Genomic DNA, 19,789 nt, shown 5'->3' with positions numbered 1-19,789 from the left:
AGTCCAATTTTGGTTCGTTTTAATTCCCAAAACAGCAAAAAAAACGCGAAAGCTCGCGATTTACTTTTGGCAATGCCGGATCTACTCTGGGTCACTGTACTAATTGATCTCTTTGTTTAGATTCACCTATTCCCTCTGTTGGTCAAAAAATTGCAATCGTCTTGCTGCCAAACGATAAACCTTTTCCTTATCCCTCGGACCAATCGCAATGATCTCCATGCGTATCATTTCGTCATTAACCACCGGACGATACACAATGCGTAAAGCCATATTCTTAGGTTTTATTTTGGTATAGCCTTTAAGCTCATCTCTCAATGGTTCACCGATCCCCTGGGGTTTTATTAACGGCCCTCTCATTCCCCTTTTAATAATCAAAGCGATAATTTTTTCTTGTTGGTTTTTATCATAGCTACTTAAATCATTGAGTGACTCTTTTGTAAAATGAACTTCGACTTGATATGGTTTTAATAATTCATTTATTTGTTGAGCTATCCTCATCAGTCTTCCTCTTCCACCTCATCAACCAACTTCATAATGTAATTCAAATCTAGTTGGTTGTCTTGAATTACTTGAGGAAGAGGAATATCGGCGATTGTCTCTTTTCTCTCTAAGGCAATTTCCTCAATAGCGTGATCCAACGCCCAATCAACAGCTTCTTTATATGCCAAAAGCTCCTCAAAATACTTCAGATCAGCAATAACCGCTTTTCCAGGCTTCTTTACATTTTGAATCACATACACATCTGTACTTTTCTCTTGGGAATAGGAATCAAGAATCTCAGTCAATTTTTTACTTCGGGTTAATTGAGTGACAGATAAGACTCGATCATTAAGGAACCTTAGAATATCTGTAGTTACACGTCTCTTGGCTGTCATAGCCAACCCCATCCTTTTCCATCTCCTTTTCATCTTTTTATTATATGCACCATGCACTATTATTATACCCTTTTAAATGTGCTTTGGTAAACACATTTAACAACACAATCAAACATTTTCAACTCTAAGAAAGAATTAAGTATTGGCATCACTTAAATAATGATAAACTCAAAACAGGGGTGAGTAATATTTGAAAAACATTACTTTAGCAGACGGCCGTAAGATTACTGTTCATTGTTTAAGCTGTGCTATTGTAGAAGGAACAGTACAGCCAAATGGGGGCACAATCTATGAAACAAAGTTTTTTCATGCTCATCAAGATGTTGCATACCCTATTCGAGGTCTTGTAATTTTAGCTTCAAAAAGGCATATTAAGTGTCTAGATGAGCTTACAGAAGAAGAGCTAAACGATTATATTCATACACTTCATCTGATTCGAAAAGCACAACGCAAAGTCTTAGGGATTGAACAAGTCTACTATTTCTATAATGAAGATACTACACACCATTTCCATACATGGATGGTTCCCCGATATGATTGGATGTATCAGTTTGGGAGATCGATCGAATCAGTTCGTCCTGTACTTCTTCATGCAAGACGAAAAAGAAATTATAAAGATGAAATCGAAAAAATAATAGAAGCAATCCATGCGCTCAAAAACTATTTAAATACTTCAAATTAGAAATGAAGTGGTTATTCTATCACCCTTTCCTTACCTCTTTTCAGTCGTCTCCTCTCATCGTTTAACGATCTCTTCGATTGCTCGACTACTATGAATTGCACAAGCATGATCGATTAATCTCCAATTGTTAGGCTTATTAAATTGCCAAATCATACTTTGCTTTTGCCAGTGTGTCTTCACCCCATAATCCATTGAATTCTAATGTACTTAAATTGAAATACCCTCAGAAACATAGGATTATTCACTGTTCCAAATCTACTCTGGTTTACCCTAAGAATACATCTTTGCATTATCTCGGACTACATTTTCTTACGCCCCCAACCTCATTTTGATCATCAACAAAAAATATACCCCCACCGCTTTCCTTCACACAGCAGGGGCACATGCCAATCCTTATATCTTTAGCTTGCCCAAGCTCACCAATTCAACCATCGTAGGCAAGCTGGTGCAGAAAAGCACTGATTAATTCAAGAAGGGTATTGTTCCACAGCTAGTCCCGATGTACGAACTGAATCACAACTTGTACCACATACTATGCCAACCGTAAAATCCCTTTTCCCCGGCTTTGCTGTTTGTGATCAGTTCTAATTTTTCACATGAAAAGCTGGCACTAAACGTTTCCAAAATTTCCTTGCTGGACACCCCAAAATGGTTGATCACGAAATGGTCTGTCTCCACCGGATATGGGTTACCGGGAACCTGGTTTGAAAAGCAACTCATGGTATACAATCCGCCTTGCTTTAGCACACGGGCGATTTCGTTGGCGAACTTTTCCCTTTGCTCAGCTCGGATACAATGAAAACAGCCACGGTCCGTGACAACGTCGATGCTATCACTTTTAATGGGAATGCCCAGCACATCAGCTACCAGCCAATTGACCTCCACACCATAAAATTCGGCCAATTGTTTCCCTTTTTCTATCGCGTCCTTTGATATGTCCAATCCAGTTACATCATAGCCATTCAACGCCAAATAAACCGCCTCGGTTCCAATACCGCAACCGATATCCAATATCTTGGCCCCTTCTGGGATAACCCCCGTTTCGACCATGTTGATCAGCTTCGGCGAAGCCGTACCGGACGTCCATTCATATTGGGAAGGTTTTAGCGTGGAGTATTTCTTTTTGTAATATTCGTTAATTTGTGTTGATTTCATAACCAACATCCTTTAACAAATTATTTTTCTTGCCTGGACCTAATCAATGCCTGCAAGGTCACTCTGGAACAGCATGATAAAACCGATGGATCTCGTGTGCGACTAACTGTGGCTGTTCCACTTGCACATAATGCCCCGCGTTGGGTATTCCCACGTGCTTGGCACAGTTTAAGCCTTTAGCCAAGTTGCGTGAATGGCGGGGTGAAATAATCACATCTTCATTCGCTGAAATAACCAAAGCCGGACAGGAAATCCGCGACAACTCTTCTTGTAGGTCGATTTGACTCACGCCGGAAAAATCCTGGCTCGCCGCATCCGTTCGCAAGCGCAAATATTCATTCAGTACAAGCGATTGCTTTTCTTCCGGTACCCCCGGAAAAAAACTCCCTTTCAATGTTTCCAGATCCCACTCTCCTGACAATGCTTGCTTTACGAAATCAGGATGTAATCGGATTTTGGCTGAGGTGCATAACAGGATTAATCGGTTTACGTTCGCGGGAAATTGTAAGGCAAACTGCAAACCGATCAGACCGCCAATCGAGTGTCCTACATATGTGACAGGTCGTTTCACCGACAAGGCATCCAAGAACTGATCAATAAATGCTGCCACGTCTGGAATGGTTTTACATATTGTCCCACCCGTCAATCCATGTCCCGGCAAATCCAAGGCAATCAACGGCATGTCCATCTCTGGTTCTAAAAAAAGAGGATACCAGTGGCGGACACTGCCTCCGCCACCATGAATGAAAAGGCACACATCCTCTGAATGATCTATTTCCCCGATATTTCTTACTTCATAGTACGTGCGAATGCCGCCAACATCAATCCATGCCATTCTCACACGCCACTCCTTCACCCATGTTTCAGCACCAACGTGGACAGCATGGTGTTCATTTTGTTAACCGTCTCCAAGTATTCATTCTCAGGATTCGATTCTCCCATGATACCGGCACCCGCTTGAAACGAAATGACATCGCCGTATTGGAAAACAGAGCGTATCGCAATCGCCAAATCCGCTCTATCGCTTGAATCAATCCATCCTACCGCTCCAGCATAGATGCCTCTCGGCTCCTCTTCCAACTGCGAAATCCATTCCAACGCAGAAGCTTTGTCAATCCCCGACACGGTGATGCCGGGAAATAAGGCTTTCAACGCATCCCATGACGTCCGGTCCGCTTTGATCGTCCCCCCAACCCGTGAAGACAAATGCTGAACGCAGCGGTATCGTTTGACTTGCATAAAATCCAGCACCCGAACCGTATCTGGCTCGCACACGCTCCGAATCTCATCCTGCGCCAACCAGATAGACAAAGCGTGTTCTTTCACCTCTTTTGCATCGGTGAATAACTCATCGTGCAATTGTCGATCCCGTTCAGGTGTGTCCCCGCGCGGGCGCGTCCCGGCAAGTGGATTGGTGAGCACAAATCTCTCGCGATCGACGGCCATGAGGATCTCAGGGCTGAAGCCCACCACTTTTGCGCCTCCCAGTTTAAGGCAATACGAACGCACGCTGTTGTTGACGTTTGTCCCCTCCGCATAAGTGAGAATGGGATCAAGTTGATCATGTACCTTGACTGAACGGGAGAGGATCGTCTTATGAAGTTGCCGTTGTTGGATATTGTCAATGAGACATTGGACTTTTTGTTGATAGGTTTCACGGTCAGCATAGTCCAGTTTCAGAGGATACCGCTCATAGGTTGGCAAATCAATCTCCGACTCCAATATTTGGATCAATTCGGCTTGCTGGGTGACTGACTTTATATAAACCCCGCTTTGGGTGAAACGAAGTTCGAACTCCGGCACGATCATACACAAGATTGGCTCCGCACTGGATTTGAAGTAGTTGTAGTAATATTTGCAAATATCAAACCCCACATAACCATATGCCGTCCACTGCTCCAAAGGAAGCGTGTGCAAAAACCTCTCCGCTTGTTTGAGCGGGTCCTTCGCCGGCTCTTCTGTGGTGTCACCAGCATATTGAAAGCGGACAATGTCTTGTAGCACTTCGATTTTGGCCACCACATTGCCGACAATCCGAACCTCACCATTTCCTTCATATAATAGATAATCGGTAACAAATTCACTTGTTGCCAGATGGTGCAGGACTTTCAATGGTTCTTTCGCGCCCGCCACAAATGTCTCTTCATACATTGGGGTTTTCTTCACCCTTATCCCTCCACATTTCCCGGCCATGATTCTACTTTTTCTTTCACGGCGCTCATTTGGATCTTGGTATTTTGATTGAGGAAATGCGTCATCTTCTCTTCACTGATCGGACATTCTGGATCTACTTCAAATTCTTGCATCCAAGTCATTTTTTCACTTGATTGGGGCTTATGACCTCATAAGACCACCGAATATTCATATATTTAAACGGAAACTTAGGGTCCAATCTTTCCGCGGTCGCTTGTTTATTCTCCTTGTCGATGATGCGCCGGGACACCCATGTGCGGGAAGGCCGCTCCCCTTCCGGATATGTTGTCAGTTGAAACAGCACTTCGTTTCCATTTTTCTCTAACACCTTTGCTTCCTTGTATTCCGTGAATAATTTCGTCCAAAGCTCAATATCGTTGGTCAAGTCAAAGGTGGTATCAAAATCGCGCTCTACAATTATCGAGTTTTCGATGCGTGGCATTTTGCTCCTCCTATTCATTCACAATACCGACGGCTCTCACCCAACTCGCATCAAGCCCTTTCACTCGCAATGGAAAGCATGCGACTTCTGCTCTTTTTTACCCAGTAGAAACAAGCTAAGTGTCTGATCTTTAAGAAAATCTGTTAGCCAATCGTCCCACAATCTCAAAATGGCCCTCCCCTTTCTAAAAACGCCACAAATTCATCGACAAACATGGCTGTAAACTCTGGCTTAGATTTTTTATCCCATTTTTCAAGGAAATTTTCCATGTAGAAACGATCTATCTTCTTTCGATGATTAGGGAATAAATAAATGAATCGATCCCACTCTGGAACCTGTGATACATATGCTTGATTTAGTTCATTAGCGAGTTCTTTAGGTCTATGATAATCTTTCATATCAATTGCCCATTTTTTCCCGTTTTTAAAGACAAGATATAGATCAAAGCTGTCGAACTGGGGCCAGAATTCGTAATGAGCAATATTAGGGTGTTTTTTTACCTGTTCAAAAAGGGGAAGCAAGGCAACTTCAGGTCTAACAATGGCACGTTGGGCACTAAATGTGGTTTGATATGCTGATCTCCCCACTGGTTTAGATTGATTTTGATCAATATTTAAAAAGTCATTCACCGCTTTTTTGCACAAATCATCCAAGCAACTCAACTGCCCGTTTTTCCATTTAAGTGGCCAAGCACAATGTTTGCATAAAATTATTCGATTGTTTTTAATACAATGCGAAGGAATCGGTTCGTAAAATCCTCTTACCCAATTCATACTCTTTGTATCAATACCATCAATATCCATCAAACATGAAATATCGTTTATGATAGGGTTTTCACACAAAAACAGGCGAATGTTTGAATATAGCTGCGGCTCATTTATCTCTTTGCAATAATTTCTCAATTGATTAAACGCATAAGTATGATCTTCAAGCTCTGGAGCCTCGTGAGCTCCTTGGCTTAAATCATAACTCAATTCAGTTGGCGCTAAATCTTCTACCAAGCAACCTCTCCAACCCAACTCACTCCATTTCTCACCGAAATACTCCCATTCTTCTATCGGTGTAGTAAGCCACGCAACAAATTCTTGTAAATTCTTTGGAGGACATATTCCCTTTTTGATGCACTCCATTGTTAATTGATTCCAAGATATTTGAAGAGGCTGAGGCAATAACGGTAAGGGAGGAAGTGTTGACTTTTGCGACTGTATTTCATAATGAATAATGCCAATAGCCAAGTCTTTCAGTAATTTAGTAACGTCCATGCAATACTCCTTCTTATCTGATTAGAAATAAAATTACAACTAATTAGCTTTATTTAATTCTACCTACTCAATCCTTTTCCTCCCCTTACAAAAAAATTCCTCTACTCCATCTCACGAATAAAGAGATACCACATTATCATGCATGTTGCGAATTTTTCAATACATTTCCTTTCTCAAGGAAAATAAAAAGGCCCGAGAAAGGACCAATCACTTCATTTAAATTCATACAGCTTGTTTTTCCCTTCAGCTACCCATATCAATGACAAAACAGTCCGAAAAATAGTTCCAGAATATTGCAATCAGTTTTGGGATAAGATAAAATGTAACTACTATCTGTATATCCAAACATTCTATGAAAAGGATGAGTAACGAACGGAACTATCACCAGAGAGCCGGGAAAGGTGAAAGCCGGCATAGGGAACTTCGTGAACATGCCCTTTGAGAATGATTTCTGAACGGGAATCTTAGTAGGAAATTCACGCACACCAGCGTTATCGGGTTGCCCTAAAGGGTACATGATTTTTTAGTAATCACTCATGTACTGAAATTGGGTGGTACCGCGAACAACCTCGCCCCAATAATATTGGAGGCGGTTTTTTATTTTATTTCAAAGAAAGGAGATTTTATCAATGGGTGACAAAAAGACGTTTTATGTAACAACCCCAATTTACTATCCAAGCAACAAACTGCATATCGGTCACACGTATACCACGGTCGCTGGAGATGTCATTGCTCGCTATAAACGGTTACGAGGATATGACGTCATGTACCTAACAGGAACAGATGAACATGGGTTAAAAATACAAAAATCAGCCCGAGCAGCTGGCAAAACCCCACAAGCATTTGTGGATGAAATCGTAGCAGGTGTAAAGGAACTATGGGAAAGCTTAGACATTTCTTATGACGATTACATCCGTACAACAGAGGAACGTCATAAACGAGTCGTGCAACAGGTTTTTCAAAAGTTGTATGATCAAGGGGATATTTATTTAGGCGAGTATGAAGGTCTGTACTGTATTCCCTGTGAAGCCTATTTTACAGAGAGGCAAGCACCTGAACATAAGTGCTTGGATTGTGGTCGCCCTACAGAGAAGATCAGAGAAAAAAGTTATTTTTTCCGTATGAGTAAGTATGTAGATCGCTTGCTTCAATATTATGAAGAACATCCAGAGTTTATTGAACCAGTATCCCGTAAGAATGAAATGATCCAGAACTTTATTAAGCCTGGTTTAGAAGATCTTTCGATCTCTCGTACTACCTTTGATTGGGGGGTCAAAGTTCAACATGATCCGGAACATGTCGTTTATGTGTGGTTAGATGCATTGACGAATTATATTTCCGCGATTGGCTATCTTTCGGATGATCCCGAAGAACAAGCCAAATTTGAAAAGTATTGGCCAGCAGATGTCCATCTAATAGGGAAAGACATTGTGCGCTTCCACACCATTTACTGGCCGATTTTCCTCATGGCTCTTGATTTACCACTTCCCAAAAAAATATTTGGTCACGGTTATTTCTTGGTCAGAGGAGAAAAAATGTCCAAATCCTTAGGGAATGTAATTGATCCTGTACCATTTGTGAATCATTTTGGATTGGATGCTATGCGTTACTATTTATTACGTGAAGTTCCTTTTGGTGCGGATGGAGTATTTACTCCTGAAAACTTCATTGAGCGCGTAAATGCAGACCTCGCTAACGATTTGGGAAATTTGCTTCATCGATCTTTAACAATGGTAGAAAAGTACTTTGGAGGAATCATCCCTGAGTACATTGAAAATGGAACCGAATTTGATGCTGAGCTGACATCCATTATAAATGAAGTGATTGGCAAATTTGAGGAGTCAATAGAAAAACTCCAATATTCGGTTGCATTAACCGAACTATGGAAGATTGTTCGCGCCGGAAACCGTTATATTGAAAAAACCACTCCATGGAATCTTGCAAAAGATGAAGAAAACAAAGCGATCTTAGGCTCTGTTCTTTATCATTTGTTAGAAACTGTCCGGATCGTAAGTATTATGATCCAGCCATTCATGACTCGTACTCCGCAAAAAATATGGGATCAAATTAACATTGTCGAGGAATCTGAAAAAAATTGGGACAGTATTTACCGGTTTGGAAGACTTAAATCGGGAAAGAAAGTAAACAAAGGAAAACCGATTTTCCCACGTTTGGATGTAGAGAAGGAACTAGAAGTGATCGAAGAAATTATGAAGCAATCGTCCAAGCGTAGAGAAGAACCAAAAGAGGAAGTAAAAACAGAGCAAAAAGAAGAAACAACTGATGATCGAGTGATCAGTATTGATGATTTTATGAAGGTCGAATTAAAGGTAGCGGAAGTAATTGATGCGGAACCTGTCAAGGGGACGGATCGACTATTAAAATTACAGTTAGATTTGGGTACGGAACGTCGTCAAGTTGTATCTGGAATTGCTGAGTATTATCGTCCTGAGGAGCTAAAAGGACTAAAAGTGATCTGTGTGTCGAACCTAAAACCAGTGAAACTACGTGGTGAAGATTCGAATGGTATGGTTTTAGCTGCCAAAGAAGGGAATCGCTTGGTGCTTTCTACAGTATCAGCAGATATTCCAAATGGTACCCGTGTGAAATAGCCGACATCAAATGAAGTCGATAGAAATTAGAGATTCTATCGACTTCATTCTGTTTATCGACCTTTCTACTTTTTTGATTCATATTCATATAAGAATCTCATCCAACCTTTGCAATCGGAACAATTCGGATGAGCTTTTATTCCTTCCTTATCATAGAGAATACATTCATTAGATTTCAATTGTTCTCGTTGTTTAATTAATGCCGATCCTAACTCGCTAATCTGGTGATTGTTTTTTCGTTCCATAGCATCCACCCAGTCACCAGGTAATGATTCAGGATGAATGGTAGCTGCAATCGCTCCAGCAATGGATGCTGTAGTGTCTGCATCATTCCCCATGTTCGTAGCAATTAAGATGGCTTCACGAGCGTCTAAAGAATGGATTGCGATTGCAATGGCAATTGGAACTAAAAAACAGGCTTCTCGTTTGATTCCCACACTGTTGTTTAAGGATAAATATAGCCCTTCATAGTCATCGGTAGGAATATGTTTAATCGATTCATATGCCTGTTCGATCAATTCAGATATGTCGGGTAAAGTAGATGGCTTTCCCCATTTCCGTCCTAAAAATGCTGCCTCTTGTGATATCCGAATGATATCCAAAGGAGGAAGGGATTCAAGAGCGGCTGTTATGGCACCGGCAACAGCACAAGCAGCTGATATTGCGGAAGAATCACCATGTTTCCAGTAAATAGTGTTGAAACCGCAAGTAAGCTGAAAAACCAACCACGTGTTTGGTCAATGCCTTCACAGATCATGTCTGCTGGATATTGCTCTTGGAACAGCTCTTCATTTTCAAAGGGGTAGTGATATTGTGCAAATGGCATTGATCCACTATCAAACCACACATCAATCACTTCCGGTGTTCTTTCCATAATGCCAGTGCAACTTGGGCATTTGAGCTTCACTTCGTCTACATATGGTTTGTGAAGCTCCAGGTTTTCATCAATAGGCTGGATAGCTTTTTCCCGCAAGTCACTATGGCTGTGCGGAGCATACTCTGTCGAGCAGTCCGTACATACCCAAACGTTCAATGGGGTCCCCCAATAACGATTACGGCTGATATTCCAATCGACCAGTTCCTCAAGAAATTTACCGAAACGCCCTTCACGAAGATGATCTGGATACCATTTAACCGCGTTGTTGTTTGCGATGAGTTGGTCTTTCACCGCAGTTGTATTAATGAACCAGCTTTCCATTGCATAATAGAGAAGCGGAGATTTACAACGCCAACAAAACGGATAGCTATGCTCATACTTTTCTTTGTGGAAAAGGAGACCCCGTTGAGACAAGTTTTTAACAATATCCACATCACAATCCTTTACAAAACGACCTGCGAACGGCTCAACTTCATCAGTGTAACAACCAGATCTATTCACAACTTGAATCATGCTAATTCCACTCTGTCTTGCTACCCGATAGTCATCTTCACCATGTGCAGGAGCCATATGCACTATCCCTGTACCACTTGTATCACTGACAAAATCAGCTTCAATCACTAAATGACCGTGTTCAGGTGTTACAAATGAGAATGGTGCTTCATACCGAGCGCCAACAAACTCAGCACCTTTGTGGGTGGAGAGAACCTCATATTCTCCCTTCATTACTTTCTCCACTAAGTTGCTTGCAACAATGTATGTTTCACCATCTTGCTTTACTCTGGAATACTCCAACTCCTTATTTACCGCAAGAGCCGCATTAGCTGGTAGAGTCCATGGAGTGGTTGTCCATGCAAGAAAAGTATCATCCGAATCCTTACTGCGGAATTTTACGGTTGCACTCAAGTCTTTTACATCCTCATAGCCTTGTGCAACCTCATGAGAGCTAAGCGTAGTTTGACAACAAGGACAGTATGGGCTCACACGATGTCCTTTATAGAGCAATCCTTTTTTGTGAATGGTGGATAGGATATTCCAAACACTCTCGATATAACTATTTTTTAATGTAATATACGGATCATCCATGTTCGTCCAATAACCAATCGCTTCAGTTAGTTTCCGCCATTCCTTCTCATACGCAAAAACACTATCCTTACACTTTTGGACGAATTCTTCAACACCATATTTCTCAATTTCTTGTTTTCCAGAAATACCGAGTTGTTTTTCAACACCAAGCTCCACAGGTAACCCATGGGTATCCCATCCAGCTTTTCGAATTACCTTGTAGCCAGTCATCGTTTTGTAACGACAGATGAAATCTTTAATTACCCGACCAAGCACGTGACCAATATGGGGCATGCCATTTGCTGTTGGAGGCCCTTCATAGAAAACGAATGGTGGCTTGCCTTCACGATTGGCAATGGATTTTTAGAAGGTATCTTCTTTTTGCCATTGTTGGAGAACTCGCAGCTCTCTGGTTCTTGCTTTTTCTTTTACATCAATTCTCTGCATACATATCATCCTTTCATTCTCGAATGCTTTGGCACAAAAACTCGCCCTTTAATTTCCCCAGCTCATGATAATCGTGATCTCATATATTTAGACAGAAATTCAGCGGATAGGAATAAATTACGATCCCCAAGTAATAAAATGATTTCGATCTCGGAATCAGAAATCTTAAGCCTTTCCCTTAGTTGAAAGTCCAACCTTTTTTCATACGACCACGGATAAATTTGATGGTGTATAAATAACCATTGAAAAAATACTTTTCGTATTTTATGAATCGCGATGAATATATTAGGATCTCTCTTTTGAATTTTTTGCTCCAGTTTGGCAATCTCCTTCTTTAATCCAGCTGAAATAATATTCAACCGCTCCCTACGGAGTGACTCATTATAATAAGGGAAGAATTTTGGCTGAATCTCTTTCGCCAATGGATGTTCACCATAGATCATATGAATCATCTCATAGGTTCCCCCAATATGTATCTCCAGCTTGTCTTTAGTAATTTCATCATAATTAGAGCCAATAACCGGGTATTGAGGTTTAGTGATAGTAATATCAAACCTTCTCCTCTCTCCTTTCACAGCAAAAGTCAAACGCCTTGAATGCAGATCCCACATCCATTGAGGGGATTGTATAATTGGCTTATTCCAACCCTTAATTTCATAAGAAACCTCCTTTTCATAACGGAGTATGTCCTTTGGAAATTGGGTAAACACTTCCAGATCAACGTCAGATTGACAGTGGAAATCTCCTCTTGCCATAGAACCATTTAAACCAATCCCAACTGGATTGAACGTAGAAATAATTTTTTCCTTTATGTATTCTAATTCATCGCACTCAAATACGTTATTTAAAATTTTCACATAAACCACTCCTTTACATTTTTGATTACATCTGATAAGATGCTAATAAAATTTGATACAGGACAACCGATGACTGAGAAAGTAAAAAAGGGATTTGTTTTTCAGCGAGCTAGGGTTGCTGTGAGCCTAGTAAACGCCCCTTTTTGAAGCGCGCTCATGAGATGTTGCGTTGAACCACAGTAAACGTAACCGGGATTCACTCCCGTTATCATAGTAAAGTGGCATTTTTATAATGCAACTGGAGTGGCACCACGGGAAAAACTCGTCTCCTTTACAGGAGATGAGTTTTTTTATTTATATAACAAGGAGGGCTTTCAATGGATATTAAAGAGATGGTAGTTCAAGCACTTGGAGAGGCTTTAGATGATCAGCTAACTAACCAAATTACACTGGTTGTTGAAAAACCAAAAAACCCCGATTTTGGAGACTATGCTATCCCTTGTTTCACTTGGGCAAAAATCCTTAAGCGATCTCCACAAGATATTGCACAACAGTTAGCCTCTACGATCAGTCATCCTCTTTTTTCAAAGGTTAATGCTGTTGGGCCTTACGTCAATGTTTTCTTGGATAAAACACAAATAAGCCTAGAAGTACTGGATCGAATTATTTCTCAAAAAGGAAACTACGGTTCAAACGCTGAAGGCGGTAACCGTTATGTTACAATTGACCTTTCTGGCCCAAACATTGCAAAGCCTTTCTCAATGGGGCATCTACGTTCAACAGTAATCGGTAATGCAATCGCAAACCTTGCTGCAAAAAATGGTTATACTCCTATTCGGATTAATCACTTAGGGGACTGGGGCACTCAATTTGGAAAGTTGATTGTTGCTTATTTAAAATGGGGCGACGAAAACAAGGTAAAACAACAACCGATTACCGAACTATTACGTCTATATGTCAAATTTCATGAGGAAGCCGAAAAGCATCCTGAATTAAACGATGAAGGTCGTCTTTACTTTAAAAAGTTAGAAGATGGAGATCCGCAAACTCGCGAATTGTGGAACTGGTTCCGTGAAGAGTCCTTAAAAGAGTTTTTCCGTATTTATAACCTGCTGGATGTTTCATTTGATTACCTTCATGGAGAAGCCTTCTATAACGACAAAATGGACGAAGTTATAAAAATGCTATCTGAAAAAGGATTGCTCGAAGAGAGTGAAGGCGCTCTTGTTGTTAAGTTAGATGAGTATGAGCTTCCTCCATGTCTTATACAAAAATCTGACGGAGCCACTATTTATGCAACCCGCGACCTTGCAACAGCATTATTTCGCAAACGAAATTTCGACTTTGCCCAATCTTTATATGTCGTAGGGAACGAACAAACATTGCATTTTAAACAAATTAAGCTGGTTCTTAACAAAGCTGGATTCGACTGGGAAAAAGACATGGTCCATATTCCATTTGGCATGATGCTTCAAAATGGAAAGAAAATGTCCACCCGAAAAGGGCGAGTCATTTTGTTGGAAGAAGTTCTAAATGAAGCCGTAGATCTCGCATATCAAATAATAAACGAAAAAAATCCAACACTAGAAAATAAACATGAGGTTGCTCAACAGGTTGGCATAGGCGCGGTTATCTTCCAGGACTTGAAGAACTTCCGAACCAACGATGTTGATTTTTCCTTCGAGCAAATGCTTAACTTTGATGGAGAAACAGGGCCATACTTGCAATATACTCACGCTCGTTGCCACTCATTAATGCGTAAAGCGGGAAACTTTCTCCCTCAAACTGGTCATTCAATCAACGAAGATGAAGCGTGGCCTATTATCTCTCACCTCTCCCGTTTTGGTGAGATCATCAAACAGGCTTGGGAAGATTATGATCCATCTAAAATTGCTCGCTATGCATTGGATCTAGCTCGTTTCTTTAATGGCTTCTATGCAAAAGTGCGCATACTTGATTCAGAAAATCGAGATGCCCGTCTGAACTTGGTCTATTCCGTCGCAACCGTAATTGAAGAATGTTTACGTGTATTAGGAATTAAAGCACCAAGATCAATGTAGAAGGAGAACAGCCTATTTTGGCTGTTCTCCTATTCATTATAAGTAGGAACAATGCCATACTCCCCAACCCCAAATTGATTAAACAGCGCTTTTACCTGATCATCTTGTTTAGGTAGTAGTGAGTAATTAGGTCGATAACTTGTAGACGTTAATATAAAATTCGGAACAATGATCAACTCCTGCTCTTTCCCAGGTGACACAACTACAGCTTGGAACTCAGGATACACCTCTATCTGATCACTATCTAAAATCTGAATTACATCGTCTCGAATGTCACCTTGATACCAATATAGAGGAACAAACACCATTCTCTCGTCATCCATTCCATTGGTCTTTCTATGTTCCCAAATCGGATAGGGGCGATTGGTTCGTTCAAGGTAAGGAATCGTTTTTACAGCTTTAAGTAATCCTATTTTTTCACCAAAATAGGAACTATAAAGTTGGGATAAATACCTGAATTGCATAATCCGATCTCTCACTCGATCTTTTTCATTTTGAACGGCAAACAACATTGGGTCTTCCGTTATTTTTTTATATAGAGGAAATTCACTATAAACCTGGCCAGTTAATTGCCGGATATGTTGAAGTACAGAATAAAGATATTCATCCTTTGTCGCATCTTCTACCATTTGCTTGTCTAGCCCTGGCTTGTTCCATAAAAGGTAAAAATCATTGATATCTCGTAATCGGCAAAAGCCGTGGCGAACTATATGAGCCAGTAAAATTAGAATACTTTTTTCGGCTGTAGGATAATAAACTGATCTTTTTATGTGAAGATCAGTATCCTTGAAAAGGATCAAACCCTCCCCACAGCTTGGAAATGCACCAACATGTATGTCGATCTCTACAATGTCGTCTTCTGATTCTTTCCACATTGGGCACACACCAACAAACTTAGGATAATTGGGGTTATCACGATATATCGCATATCGACCTAGCCGAGCCTTTTTGAGATGATAACCCTTCCTTTGAAGAGATCCAAGATAGTCCCAGATTTGCTGGTGATCGATAACCAAGTCTAAATCGGAAATCATACGTGGAGAGTCAACTTCATATAAAGATTGTAAATATCCCCCTTTTATGACCAATGGATGAAACACCTTATGAATGTCGATTAACTCCTCCATAGCTTGGTCATGAATACGTATCCATCGTTGTACGTCAGTCCAGTGGGGCAACAGTGCCTCTTTTATTTTCTTAGCATTAATATTGGCTAATTCTAACGAAAACTGCCTATTTAATTTCTTAATGACTTGAGGAACTACACGATGAACGATAACAAGTTCGGTAAAAGCCATTAAATCTCTTTCAGAAAAGGTTGCAAGTAAAGCCTCTATACTGTCTCCATGTACTTCAGTTAACCGACCTGTGAGTAATAATAAGTCTTGGATGGCCATTTCCCTCCCCCTTTATTTCAATATGTTTATTGCCTCGTTTACAATCTTCCTCAAACCTATTAAATGATCGCCTGTTGCATAATATTGAGACCAGAATAATTTTTTAGTCATATTTAAAATATGGTCTCCCTTATCTTGTTGATATGAGTAGGGGAGAAGTTTATTGAGAATAGGTCTGCATTCAGTTAAGTTAGTTGCTTGGCTCAATCTTATAAAGCTATCAACTTCGATGTTAGACAAACAAGCGATCAATGTGGTAAGCATCATTTTTCTAACTGGTTGTAACGAGATTGATATTGATTCTGGTGTGTATGTATTGTGAATAGAACACCGAAGAACATTTGTCATGGCAGAGATAAATTTCGGATAGTTACCTCTCCCTATTTGTTGTGCAATTTCAGCCGTTGCGAAGGTATAAAAAACGGAAAGGGATTTTGGGAATAAATCATCCATTAAGTGTCCGATTTCTGAAGCATATAGTAATTGATTAACATAGTCTGGATGATACTCTTCACTTATATAGGTCGCATTTGTACATTCTTCCCTGATCTTTCGATCATTCTTGGAATTACCAATAATCCATTGATACATTTTTTCAAATGAATCAAGCGGAGCAATCTTTTTATTGGTCAGATATGATGAAAATTCATTTCTCAAAAATGTTTTAACATCTATTCCGTACATTTGAGACCATGCTAAATGCCATTTGAATACAGTCATATCGGTAATAGACCAAGCCCGATCCACATCATGAAAGAAAACATCCTCCCAATCAAGTAAACAAAGTCGTCCCTCATCCTTTTTCCATATCAGGTTTCTGGGTAAAAAACCTTGGAACTCAACTCCTTTCTCTAACAAGAGAGAAAGGAGTTGAACCCATAAATCAATCGGGAAAATACCTACTGAGCCCTCATAATCTTCGGATAGTGTAACGCCCATATCTTTCATAACTAATGCACACTTTTGATCTGACAGTGGAATAACCAGTGGAACAACCACTTCAAAAAGAGTTGTTCCAGAAAGACGCTTTGCTGCTTCAATTGCATGATTAACTTCCATCTCAGCTTTTTTAAGAGTAGCCAGTTTCACTATATAATCTGTATCTTGGTAAGTGAGATGACGGAAGTTTCCTTTAAGATCAATAAGGTCACGGCTTCTACGAAATGCATACAAGGGGGAATTTGAGAGAGATACTTGTTTTACTGCTTCCTCCAGTGAATCAGCATCAACTGGGGAAATTTGAGTTTCCTGTACTCCTACTGACCGCCAAAATTGATTTTGCTTTCTTAGTGCAGACATATCAACTCACCACCCTGCCGGACCACTAATTTTGGTAGCGCTTTCGTTTTCAGCCGAATAATCTCCATTCGTCAACATCATTATTTCTTTCAGCATCTGTTCCTCAAAAACCATTCCAACCTGACGAATCTCCGCTTCGACTTCTTTGAGGTTTTTTTCTGATAGAAAAGGATGCCCTACACTCACACCCATAACGGGATACTTGTCAGCGATGCCAAAACCAATCTTATTCCCCAAGTCTTGCAAAGAGTATAGGTCAAAGATGACATTACCTCTTCGATACAACTCTTCACTAAACCTTTGGGTATACTTCTTTACAAGAGTTTTTAACTCTTTCCTACCTTTTAATTGATTTTCTTCGACATACTTTCGAACAACTTGCGGATAAAAAACAAAAGCCGAACGATAGAACATAGGTTGATGAAGGAACAAGAAATAGTTTGTTTTAGAAAGAACTTCGATAACTTGTCGATACGTAACTTCCCTAAATTCCACCGCTTTTTTGAGGCCCTCAAGTCCAAAATGTTGGATGAGTAACCAGAGTTTCAATGATGCAAACCCTCTTGATCCGTAAAACGGTGTAATTAAACCCAAATCAAAACAACCAGACTCTCTTACCTTATCTGGATATCGGGAAAACACCGTTAAAATTTCTGGCTGGCGAAAGAGAACATAACTACTGGCATATGTCACAAACATCCCTTTATGAGGATCTAAAGAGACCGAGTCACTTTCTTCTATGCCAGCCACCTTGCTTCGTAATGTATCGGAAAATAATAAGCTACCACCATGACAAGCATCAACATGCAACCAAAGTCCATATTCATCACATATTTTTCGCAGGGATGAAATACTATCAATACTGGTTGTACGGCAGTTCCCTGCTACTGCAACAACCATGAACGGTTCTACGTCTTCTGGCAGATGATCAAGTTCAAAGCGTACAGCATCTGGATTTGTGGTGTAATCGCTGTTTGATTCAACCCACAATAAACCATCAGAACCCAATCCCAGTACTTCTGCCGCTCCTTTAAAGGAGAAGTGTTCAACACCTTTAGCTAAAACAATCGCTGGACGTTTAGCCAATGAGGATAATCCCTTCTTCTTAAGGCCCGGAAACTTGTGATGAAGAGCAGCCAAAATGGCTATGTGATTAGACATATTTCCACCGGATGTCCACATCCCCCCAACGTTCGAGAGGTTAGGTAGATCTTTCAACTCACACGTAGGATATCCGACTAATTGACGCAACCAAAGAATCAACTGAGTTTCGATAAAACTAGCAATAGGTGCACTTCGGTCAACTGCAATGAGATTTTGATTTAAGAAGCTAACTAGGATATCAGCTGCAATGGAAGCTACACTATTCCCTGTATCTGGAAAGGCAAGGTATTTGGGGTCATTTTGAGCAATGGAATACTTACTGATCATTTGCAGATGTGAAAAAAGATCTGTAAGGCTTTTTCCCTTTCTAGGGAGCTCTGAGGAAACGAGTTCGATACACTCTTCGTTGGTCAGATAATTAAGCACTTTGTGATCTCGTGCTTCACCACTCATAAATCGAATTCCCAATGCTAAAACTTCTTGCAGAAAGTTCTGTTGCTCAGAACTGAAGGAATCGTACAAGAATTTTTCTTCCACAATACTTCACCCTTTCTTGATGAGAGAGAACTTATCGATCAAATAAATGGAAAACCTTCAGTTCTCTTCCATCTGGGAGAATAATGAGTTTGACTTGATTAAAGTCAGTATTTTTATCAACAGTAAACTGACATCCAAGTTCGTTAAGATAAATTCCAATACAATCTCGATAAGCATGTAGCGGATCAAGCCCTAGATGAATAAAATCCTCAAATGACTGTTCATTTCCACACTGTGGACATTCAAATGTTGCTTTTCTTATATCGTGAAATAGTTGCATCATCTCTAGAAACCACTCGTCATCTGTTTGTTTAACCATAACCTTCACCGTTAAATTTTAAACCTTCTTACTGCTTTTCTTACTTTGTAATGAAACACCACCGCGCCAATAATCCAGCCAATCATCGCGATATCGATCCACAGCAGATCCACCATATCGTTGCCAATCGTTTCGTACAAATCGAATGCGAATAGGCTCACAAAGAAGGCTACCAATCGAATTAATTCAAAGGGCCAAATCTTGCTGTCTAATTCATTTACAAAATCACTGTTCCCATTTTTGTAGACAAACCAATTTCGCCATGTTACGCAACCTACACCCACGATAAATAATACAAACGACCAATATTGCATTTATTTCCCTCCAGAGAGAGATTGGATACTCGGCCCCCACCCCGAAGTATCCAATCATTGTGTTATCCCGCTTTCCGTTACCTCTTCACTTACCTAACCACTTTCTTTTAAATAATCCCAATCGATCATCCCCTCGTCTTACCCTCTTACAATCGTCCCGTGTAACTTGATATACCTGCAAAAAGTAATCCACCTTTTTCCTGCCTTTAATTTTCTTTGTCTTACTGCTTGGAATATGGATCACATGTATCTGATCACTTGACTCATCGTGCCAAAATCGGATTTCTGCTTCCTCCATTAATCTGGAACCCCTTTCTGGCAATTCCGTTTATGCTATAATGGAGATAATCTA

The 19,789-nt window shown here is 40.3% G+C and carries 18 protein-coding genes, 1 pseudogene and 2 other annotated features; of the genes and pseudogenes, 3 read left to right on the top strand and 16 right to left on the bottom strand.

Annotation, left to right across the window (positions count from 1 at the left end; all coding sequences use genetic code 11):
• Nucleotides 1–126 precede the first annotated feature (126 nt).
• A complete protein-coding gene (locus QQZ12_RS09860) occupies nt 127–498 on the bottom strand; it encodes a type II toxin-antitoxin system RelE family toxin (protein WP_102993406.1) in 372 nt (123 codons plus the stop codon).
• On the bottom strand, nt 498–887 hold the full coding sequence (locus QQZ12_RS09855) for a hypothetical protein (protein ID WP_102993407.1): 390 nt from the start codon (nt 885–887) through the stop codon (nt 498–500). The genes QQZ12_RS09860 and QQZ12_RS09855 overlap by 1 nt, the downstream gene beginning before the upstream one ends.
• A gap of 178 nt (nt 888–1,065) precedes the next feature.
• On the opposite strand from QQZ12_RS09855, the gene QQZ12_RS09850 reads away from it, so the two are divergent.
• Nucleotides 1,066–1,557 (top strand): HIT family protein, encoded by a 492-nt coding sequence (locus QQZ12_RS09850; protein WP_102993408.1) that lies wholly within the window; start codon nt 1,066–1,068, stop codon nt 1,555–1,557.
• A gap of 513 nt (nt 1,558–2,070) precedes the next feature.
• Here QQZ12_RS09850 and QQZ12_RS09845 read toward each other — a convergent pair.
• From QQZ12_RS09845 to QQZ12_RS09820, 6 genes are all read right to left on the bottom strand, one after another.
• Nucleotides 2,071–2,712: a class I SAM-dependent methyltransferase gene (locus tag QQZ12_RS09845; RefSeq protein ID WP_181353055.1), complete on the bottom strand. Its 642-nt coding sequence runs from the start codon at nt 2,710–2,712 to the stop codon at nt 2,071–2,073.
• Nucleotides 2,713–2,770: 58 nt separating this feature from the next.
• Nucleotides 2,771–3,547: an alpha/beta fold hydrolase gene (locus QQZ12_RS09840; RefSeq protein ID WP_102993410.1), complete on the bottom strand. Its 777-nt coding sequence runs from the start codon at nt 3,545–3,547 to the stop codon at nt 2,771–2,773.
• 17 nt (nt 3,548–3,564) lie between these two features.
• On the bottom strand, nt 3,565–4,878 hold the full coding sequence (locus QQZ12_RS09835; RefSeq protein ID WP_219904914.1) for a salicylate synthase: 1,314 nt from the start codon (nt 4,876–4,878) through the stop codon (nt 3,565–3,567).
• Nucleotides 4,879–4,880: 2 nt separating this feature from the next.
• Entirely contained in the window at nt 4,881–5,027 is a 147-nt protein-coding gene (locus QQZ12_RS09830) for an SRPBCC family protein (protein ID WP_181353052.1), read from the bottom strand.
• Nucleotides 5,024–5,347: an SRPBCC family protein gene (locus tag QQZ12_RS09825; RefSeq protein ID WP_181353051.1), complete on the bottom strand. Its 324-nt coding sequence runs from the start codon at nt 5,345–5,347 to the stop codon at nt 5,024–5,026. Before QQZ12_RS09825 ends, QQZ12_RS09830 begins: the two co-directional genes overlap by 4 nt.
• A 164-nt stretch (nt 5,348–5,511) precedes the next feature.
• Nucleotides 5,512–6,609: a restriction endonuclease-related protein gene (locus QQZ12_RS09820; RefSeq protein ID WP_102993412.1), complete on the bottom strand. Its 1,098-nt coding sequence runs from the start codon at nt 6,607–6,609 to the stop codon at nt 5,512–5,514.
• A 343-nt stretch (nt 6,610–6,952) separates the two neighbouring features.
• Nucleotides 6,953–7,189 (top strand) — a binding site (T-box leader).
• A gap of 49 nt (nt 7,190–7,238) precedes the next feature.
• On the opposite strand from QQZ12_RS09820, the gene metG reads away from it, so the two are divergent.
• Nucleotides 7,239–9,221, top strand: coding sequence for a methionine--tRNA ligase (gene metG / locus QQZ12_RS09815; RefSeq protein WP_284724351.1), 1,983 nt, complete (start codon nt 7,239–7,241; stop codon nt 9,219–9,221).
• Nucleotides 9,222–9,286: 65 nt separating this feature from the next.
• Here the strand turns inward: metG and QQZ12_RS09810 are convergent, their stop codons facing one another.
• From QQZ12_RS09810 to QQZ12_RS09800, 3 genes and pseudogenes are all read right to left on the bottom strand, one after another.
• On the bottom strand, nt 9,287–9,946 hold the full coding sequence (locus QQZ12_RS09810) for an ADP-ribosylglycohydrolase family protein (protein ID WP_102993414.1): 660 nt from the start codon (nt 9,944–9,946) through the stop codon (nt 9,287–9,289).
• Nucleotides 9,904–11,610: pseudogene (gene ileS / locus QQZ12_RS09805) on the bottom strand (isoleucine--tRNA ligase); the annotation flags it as partial. The gene QQZ12_RS09810 and the pseudogene ileS, both read right to left, overlap by 43 nt.
• A 62-nt stretch (nt 11,611–11,672) precedes the next feature.
• Nucleotides 11,673–12,467 (bottom strand): nucleotidyltransferase domain-containing protein, encoded by a 795-nt coding sequence (locus tag QQZ12_RS09800; protein ID WP_102993415.1) that lies wholly within the window; start codon nt 12,465–12,467, stop codon nt 11,673–11,675.
• A 60-nt stretch (nt 12,468–12,527) separates the two neighbouring features.
• Nucleotides 12,528–12,740 (top strand) — a binding site (T-box leader).
• A gap of 44 nt (nt 12,741–12,784) precedes the next feature.
• Here QQZ12_RS09800 and argS point away from each other — a divergent pair.
• Nucleotides 12,785–14,467: an arginine--tRNA ligase gene (gene argS, locus QQZ12_RS09795; protein WP_102993416.1), complete on the top strand. Its 1,683-nt coding sequence runs from the start codon at nt 12,785–12,787 to the stop codon at nt 14,465–14,467.
• A 29-nt stretch (nt 14,468–14,496) separates the two neighbouring features.
• Here the strand turns inward: argS and QQZ12_RS09790 are convergent, their stop codons facing one another.
• The 5 genes from QQZ12_RS09790 to QQZ12_RS09770 are packed head-to-tail and all read right to left on the bottom strand — an operon-like array spanning nt 14,497 to nt 19,437.
• Nucleotides 14,497–15,864, bottom strand: a complete 1,368-nt coding sequence (locus QQZ12_RS09790) for a nucleotidyltransferase family protein (protein ID WP_102993417.1) — start codon at nt 15,862–15,864, stop codon at nt 14,497–14,499.
• A gap of 12 nt (nt 15,865–15,876) precedes the next feature.
• Nucleotides 15,877–17,163, bottom strand: coding sequence for a hypothetical protein (locus QQZ12_RS09785; RefSeq protein WP_102993418.1), 1,287 nt, complete (start codon nt 17,161–17,163; stop codon nt 15,877–15,879).
• A gap of 6 nt (nt 17,164–17,169) precedes the next feature.
• Complete coding sequence (locus tag QQZ12_RS09780) at nt 17,170–18,804, bottom strand: pyridoxal phosphate-dependent decarboxylase family protein (RefSeq protein ID WP_102993419.1); 1,635 nt, start codon at nt 18,802–18,804, stop codon at nt 17,170–17,172.
• Between the two features lie 31 nt (nt 18,805–18,835).
• Nucleotides 18,836–19,123, bottom strand: a complete 288-nt coding sequence (locus QQZ12_RS09775; RefSeq protein ID WP_123827486.1) for a VVA0879 family protein — start codon at nt 19,121–19,123, stop codon at nt 18,836–18,838.
• A gap of 11 nt (nt 19,124–19,134) precedes the next feature.
• Nucleotides 19,135–19,437 (bottom strand): hypothetical protein, encoded by a 303-nt coding sequence (locus QQZ12_RS09770; protein ID WP_102993421.1) that lies wholly within the window; start codon nt 19,435–19,437, stop codon nt 19,135–19,137.
• Nucleotides 19,438–19,789: the final 352 nt, after the last annotated feature.

The organism is Laceyella tengchongensis (genome assembly GCF_900182735.1).
GTDB lineage: Bacteria > Bacillota > Bacilli > Thermoactinomycetales > Thermoactinomycetaceae > Laceyella > Laceyella tengchongensis.
Note: the sequence above shows the minus strand (reverse complement) of the source record. Positions and strands in the feature narration are given on the sequence as shown.

Coding starts and splice junctions, on each gene's coding strand:
- QQZ12_RS09820 (WP_102993412.1), bottom strand. CDS start 6,609: ATGGACGTTACTAAATTACTGAAAGACTTGGCTATTGGCATTATTCAT.
- argS (WP_102993416.1), top strand. CDS start 12,785: ATGGATATTAAAGAGATGGTAGTTCAAGCACTTGGAGAGGCTTTAGAT.
- QQZ12_RS09770 (WP_102993421.1), bottom strand. CDS start 19,437: ATGCAATATTGGTCGTTTGTATTATTTATCGTGGGTGTAGGTTGCGTA.
- QQZ12_RS09825 (WP_181353051.1), bottom strand. CDS start 5,347: ATGCCACGCATCGAAAACTCGATAATTGTAGAGCGCGATTTTGATACC.
- QQZ12_RS09830 (WP_181353052.1), bottom strand. CDS start 5,027: ATGACTTGGATGCAAGAATTTGAAGTAGATCCAGAATGTCCGATCAGT.
- QQZ12_RS09855 (WP_102993407.1), bottom strand. CDS start 887: ATGGGGTTGGCTATGACAGCCAAGAGACGTGTAACTACAGATATTCTA.
- metG (WP_284724351.1), top strand. CDS start 7,239: ATGGGTGACAAAAAGACGTTTTATGTAACAACCCCAATTTACTATCCA.
- QQZ12_RS09845 (WP_181353055.1), bottom strand. CDS start 2,712: ATGAAATCAACACAAATTAACGAATATTACAAAAAGAAATACTCCACG.
- QQZ12_RS09840 (WP_102993410.1), bottom strand. CDS start 3,547: ATGGCATGGATTGATGTTGGCGGCATTCGCACGTACTATGAAGTAAGA.
- QQZ12_RS09790 (WP_102993417.1), bottom strand. CDS start 15,864: ATGGCCATCCAAGACTTATTATTACTCACAGGTCGGTTAACTGAAGTA.
- QQZ12_RS09785 (WP_102993418.1), bottom strand. CDS start 17,163: ATGTCTGCACTAAGAAAGCAAAATCAATTTTGGCGGTCAGTAGGAGTA.
- QQZ12_RS09860 (WP_102993406.1), bottom strand. CDS start 498: ATGAGGATAGCTCAACAAATAAATGAATTATTAAAACCATATCAAGTC.
- QQZ12_RS09775 (WP_123827486.1), bottom strand. CDS start 19,123: ATGGTTAAACAAACAGATGACGAGTGGTTTCTAGAGATGATGCAACTA.